9 protein-coding genes and 1 tRNA gene are annotated in these 4896 nt (G+C 63.7%); 8 read left to right on the top strand and 2 right to left on the bottom strand.

The genetic code is table 11. The annotated features are described in order from the left end of the window. Nucleotides 1–85 precede the first annotated feature (85 nt). The 6 genes from ACO59D_RS12850 to ACO59D_RS12825 all read left to right on the top strand — a co-directional run bounded on the left by ACO59D_RS12850 (nt 86) and on the right by ACO59D_RS12825 (nt 2840). Entirely contained in the window at nt 86–337 is a 252-nt protein-coding gene (locus tag ACO59D_RS12850) for a transposase (protein ID WP_485127324.1), read from the top strand. Continuing rightward, on the top strand, nt 334–465 hold the full coding sequence (locus ACO59D_RS12845; RefSeq protein WP_485127323.1) for a hypothetical protein: 132 nt from the start codon (nt 334–336) through the stop codon (nt 463–465). The genes ACO59D_RS12850 and ACO59D_RS12845 overlap by 4 nt, the downstream gene beginning before the upstream one ends. Nucleotides 466–821: 356 nt before the next feature. Continuing rightward, nucleotides 822–1124 (top strand): plasmid mobilization protein, encoded by a 303-nt coding sequence (locus ACO59D_RS12840; protein WP_130811477.1) that lies wholly within the window; start codon nt 822–824, stop codon nt 1122–1124. A 253-nt stretch (nt 1125–1377) separates the two neighbouring features. Further along, nucleotides 1378–1737 (top strand): relaxase/mobilization nuclease domain-containing protein, encoded by a 360-nt coding sequence (locus ACO59D_RS12835; RefSeq protein WP_485127322.1) that lies wholly within the window; start codon nt 1378–1380, stop codon nt 1735–1737. Nucleotides 1738–1884: 147 nt separating this feature from the next. Then, the gene (locus ACO59D_RS12830) at nt 1885–2130 is read left to right on the top strand and encodes a hypothetical protein (protein WP_485127321.1); all 246 of its coding nucleotides are present in this window, start codon (nt 1885–1887) and stop codon (nt 2128–2130) included. Nucleotides 2131–2165: 35 nt separating this feature from the next. After that, nucleotides 2166–2840, top strand: a complete 675-nt coding sequence (locus ACO59D_RS12825) for a hypothetical protein (protein WP_485127320.1) — start codon at nt 2166–2168, stop codon at nt 2838–2840. Between the two features lie 64 nt (nt 2841–2904). Here ACO59D_RS12825 and ACO59D_RS12820 read toward each other — a convergent pair whose 3' ends face one another. Beyond that, nucleotides 2905–3279 (bottom strand): ASCH domain-containing protein, encoded by a 375-nt coding sequence (locus ACO59D_RS12820; protein ID WP_485127319.1) that lies wholly within the window; start codon nt 3277–3279, stop codon nt 2905–2907. 276 nt (nt 3280–3555) lie between these two features. On the opposite strand from ACO59D_RS12820, the gene ACO59D_RS12815 reads away from it, so the two are divergent. Beyond that, nucleotides 3556–4116: a hypothetical protein gene (locus ACO59D_RS12815; RefSeq protein WP_485127318.1), complete on the top strand. Its 561-nt coding sequence runs from the start codon at nt 3556–3558 to the stop codon at nt 4114–4116. Continuing rightward, entirely contained in the window at nt 4109–4438 is a 330-nt protein-coding gene (locus ACO59D_RS12810) for a hypothetical protein (RefSeq protein ID WP_485127317.1), read from the top strand. The genes ACO59D_RS12815 and ACO59D_RS12810 overlap by 8 nt, the downstream gene beginning before the upstream one ends. Before the next feature lie 293 nt (nt 4439–4731). Here the strand turns inward: ACO59D_RS12810 and ACO59D_RS12805 are convergent. Further along, nucleotides 4732–4807: transfer RNA gene (locus ACO59D_RS12805), tRNA-Lys, on the bottom strand. Nucleotides 4808–4896: the final 89 nt, after the last annotated feature.

Raw genomic sequence — 4896 nt, 5'->3', positions numbered from 1 at the left:
CTCCGAGAGGGCGGGGCCCTCCGCAGGGCCTGGGCGCCCGCCCCGGGACGACGAGGCCCACCGGTGCCCGCCCGCCATCCCGGGCATGGGCCCCAAGGCGGCGTCAGCGCTCGCCACGCCGATCGGCATGTCGCCCTCCCCCGGGGACGGCAGGCTCGCCGCATGCTGCGGCCTCGTGCCTGCGGACCACGGCTCGGGATCGTCCATCAGGCCGCAGAGGGATGCCCGCGGAGGCAACAAGGCGCTCAAGACCTCCTCGTATTCGGCTGCGACTCCCTCGTGGGGACGAAGAGGCGCTTCGGGAGGTACTGCGATGCCTGCGTCGCGAGGGGCATGAGGCACAACAAGGCGCTCAAGGCAGTGGCACGCAAGAGGCTGCGCGTCATCCATGCAGTGGTGCGCGACCGGGTGCCATATGTGGAGCCGCCGGCGGACGTTGTAGAAAAGCCGCCTGCTACGGCTTGACAAAACTATAGGGACACCCCCCGCGATAAATCGGTCTCTCGAGTGGGCATGGGTGACACGAGTGGACATCCGAGGTCACGCGGAATACACCCTGTGACAGCACGTGACAACAGCCAGAACGCTTCATTTTGTAACACCACGGCCCGGATGTTGTGTCATCCTCGAGAGGACGTGGGAAAGAAATCGCAAGAGACGCCTTTGTACGTACATTTCATGTACTCCCAAAGGCTGGTTCAGGTCGCAAAGCTCCCTGAGACCATCCGCGAGGCTCTGCCCCGCACCCTGGCCGCGTGTGCACGTGGAAAACATAAACGTCACGAGAGTTGAAGCCCGAACAGGCGAGAGGAGAAGAGCTCATGGCATCGAGAACGAAGCGTCTTGAGATACGGGTGTCCCAAGATGAGCTGGATGCCATTTGCGAGCGGACAAAAAGAGCCGGCCTTCTGACCAGAGACGGGGAGCCCATCGTCTCCGATTATGTCCGCAGAAGTGCGCTCGGCCATGGCGCGGCAGCAAATCTGCGGCCCGTCTACGGGGCCCTGCACTGCATCGTCTCCGCAAGCGACGGCATCGAAGGCGAGCGGCGCGAGCAGATCCGCGCCGCCCTCGCAGAGGCGTTCGAGACGCTAGACGGGCTTAGCGACAGGACGCGGGTGTAGCCATGGCGATGCTCAAGGCCATAGGGCAAGGGCACACCAGGCCCGTCGAGCTTGCGGAGACCGGAGGCGCCTCCGGGCACAGGGGCTCCGCGAAGGACCTAGACGACTATCTTGCTTGGGAGCCGAAGCGCGAGCGTCGCAGCAAGCGCATCGAACGCTACCTTGAGAGCGGACACGACCATCCGGCCGCTGCCTCGCCTTCAGCAAGACCGATGCTCTCCTCTACTCGGGAGAGCACGGCTGGGCAGAGGAGATGGACCGCACCCGCGAGCAGATGGAACTCACCAAGCGCGCGAACGCCCGCACCTACTACCACTACGTAATCTCCCCTGACCCGGCGGACCATGTGGGCGCGGAGGAGCTGCGCGACCTCGAGCTCGAGTGGATCGCCAAGTGCCTGCCCGGCACGCAGGCGGTGGTCTCCGTGCACGATGACAACGCGGGGCACATCATGCACGCGCACGTCGTCGTGAACGCGGTCTATCCCGCGACGGGCAGGCGCGTCCACATCACCGACCGCGAGGCGCAGAGGCAGGCACACGTCCTCCAGGAGCTCTGCTTGGAGCACGGCATGACGGCGATGCCCGACAAGATGGAGCAGGACCAGGCGTAGCGCAGGTAGAGGTGGGCGCGCGAGAGCACAGCCGAGCAGAGGCTCGCCGCGCGCGGCAAGTCCTGGAAGCAGGACATCCGCAACGCCATCGACGCCTGCTGCAAGACGTCCGCGAGCTGGGGGAACTTCACGTACCGCATGGCGTGCATGGGCTACCGCGTGCGCGTCGGGCGCGGCGGCGAGGTCACCTACTACCACCCCAGAAGCTCGGGACACGATCTGCGCGTGCGCGGGATCCGCCTGGGCGACGCCTACGCGAGAGAGGGCGTCACCGCGAGGTTCGAGGGCATCTCCGATGGCCGTGAGCTCGCCTCTGCCGCTGCGAAAGCGCGCATGAGGGCCGAGGAGCTCGCCGAGAACATGGAGGGCGCCAGACCACCCTCAAGCGCCTGAGCGAGACCTATGAAAAGGCACAGGGGGCTGCGCGCTTGCGCGTAGAGGTACGAGACCTCCCTGTCGGCGCATGGCTGCCCGCGACGAGGCGCAAGCGCAACGAGCTCGAGCAGAATGCGGCACTCCTGGAGCATGATGTGGACGCCGTCCTCGCCATGCCCACTGTGCCCGAAGCCGTGTCATCGCTGCACCTGGACGGGAAGACATGCGAGGAGAAGCTCGAGGGCCTCGTGAGGCTCGCGCGCCATCAGGTCGACGGCGCGGAGAGGGCGAGCGAGGCGGAGCGCGTGAGGCTCGAGACCATCATCGACGCCGCGAAGACCGCACGGTGCAACGCGCACTCCCATAGGCGGGCGGGCGCACGACCAGGGCAAGGGCCGTTGAGACTCGCGCCGGGCGCCCAGATGCCGCGCGTGGAAGAGGCCTCACGGGCGCATGACGAAGTGGCGGAGGTACTCGTGGCCATCGCCTCCGCCCGCGCACGTCAAGAGGGAGCCGAGCAGCTCGCCTCGGTGGACGCCGCGATAGAGCGCATGAGCGCCACAGCGCACCAGGTGCGCCAGGACACCGCAAGAGTCACAGGCGTCTATAGCGAGGTTTCCGAGCAAGCGCCCTCGGCCGCCGACGTGAGGGAGAGCGTGCGTGCGGCACGTGCCGGTCTGAAGACACACAGCACAACGACAACGGACGCGGCCAAACATAGAAGATGAGACCTCTGGCGATTCTTCTCTCTAGTGGATCGAGGGGCCTTCGAACATAGGCACGCTGGATTGTCTAGGACTTTATATAAACGTATGACTGGGGCGCGCAGCGTACCCCATATTCCTTCAGCGGCTTGGGAGAGTCAAATTTCACCACGTTTCCGATGCCAATGGCGTATGCCTTCTCACATCCTCTGAAATAGTTGAAAAAGCTCTTCTTCCCTATTCCGTCTGACCCATATGTGCTGTTCCATACCTCCTGAGGAGAGGCCTCGAGCGTCTTGCCAATCTGGGCCTCGGCAACGACCTTGCTAGTAGGACTCGTCTCATAGATGACAATCGTGTCCACATCAGAGCGGGCAAATATCCTTTTACGAAACTCGAAGGTCTTCTCACCGTTTAAGATCCTTTGCACGTACTCCGGTTTAATCGATAACATAACCTTCATTTGCTTCCCCTAATTTCAATAGCGTCTCAAATTGCGACTCATGTAAGCTCTCGCAGTTCAGCCTTTTGCCCGTTATCGCACCGCTTTCGAGGAGCCTTTTCCTAATTTGAATAGTCAACCCGAGTGCGGATAGAGACGGCCCGATCGGCCTGGCCGCCAGGCACGCCTGATGGTATGGTCGCATCGCCAAACACGAAGCCGCCAGCGGGCCCATCCGCCTTCGTGCTTGGCGACACCCTGGGCGGACGGGCCCGCTGGCGGACATGTTGAGTGACCATGCCGCGCCGCGGGAACCCCTGCGGCGCCATGGCGGAGGGGCTGTCGGCTGCCCAGTTCGCCGAACTCGCCTCCGCTGTCGCCGCGAGAAGGTGCCGTGAGGAGGTCGGAATCGGCACGTTCGACGAGGCGGCCGACGCCTGGAGGCCCGCCCCCGGATGCCCCTGGTGCCACCACGGGCACAACTGCCACGATTCGTCCGGCTCATGTGCTACGACGCCCAGCTCGACCCCGCTGCTAAAGGCATGCGGCATCTCCCACCAGGCCGCCTTCGAGTGGCGGCGCAGGGCGGTGGCCACGCCCGGCGGCTACCAGCAGCGCGTGGCGTTGCGCGGCAAGTGCTGGACAGGCGAGATGCACATCGAGGGCCCGACCCTCAAGAACGCCGCCGGATGCCACGCGATGCGTAGGGCTGTCGCGCAACCTCATATGCGTCTCCGTGGCGATCGGCGTGCACGGGAACCCTGCTGCGGCCGTGTGCGGGCACGGCAGGCCGAGCGGGAAGGGGGTCAGGGGGGCGCTGGAGGGCCGCACAGCCGAGGGGGCCACGACCATGCATGACAGGGAGCGCGCCCACGGCCCCCCCGTCAGGGCGGCGAGGGGGGCCAGCGTCGCATACAAGGCCGACACCGAGGATCCGGGCTATCTTGAAGGCATGAAGATGGTCAACAGCCTGTGCGCCTGGATGAGGCGCTTCGTGGAGGGCTGCGTGGGCATGAAGGCCTCGGGCCTCCAGGGGCATCTCAACTGGTACGCCTATCTCTTCCGGGTCAAGCAGGCTGACGAGAGACGGCCGAAGGCTGCAAGGGCCCTCCGCCATCTGATGCTCACCAAGGCGCATTGCCGCAGTCCAAGGAAGCGCAAGCATCCGCACTCTGGCTGACTATTCAAAAGTACTTTTAATGGGTCAAGTTCTGCTAGGGGGTCGGTAAAGACATGAGAGGGATGGTGTGACGCCTATGTTGAAAACTCCCCCGCGATCTTCCGAGAACTGCTCTTTTAGGTACCTGTCACATCTTAACCTACCAATCGGAAATATCAGAAAGACAACTACAGAACCGCAAAAGACGGACCGGATGAGTTAGAGATTGTGTGCAGAAACGAGTACATGTGTTCTGAACTGTGTGCGCGTAAGGAGAAAGCTCAGGGTAACAAGTACCCTGAGCTGCGATTACATGGTGCGCCCTGAGGGGGTCGAACCCTCGACCTTGGGATTAAAAGTCCCCTGCTCTACCAACTGAGCTAAGAGCGCACGCTCCACAGCCAAGGCGGCTGCAGCAGCGCAATTCTACCACGCCTATGGTGCGCAGCGGCGCATGCGTGATCCCTTTCGTGCCGACA

It is taken from the genome of Tractidigestivibacter sp. (assembly GCF_057241865.1).
The sequence above is the reverse complement of the archived record's forward strand: the minus strand, read 5'-3'. Positions and strand labels throughout refer to the sequence as shown.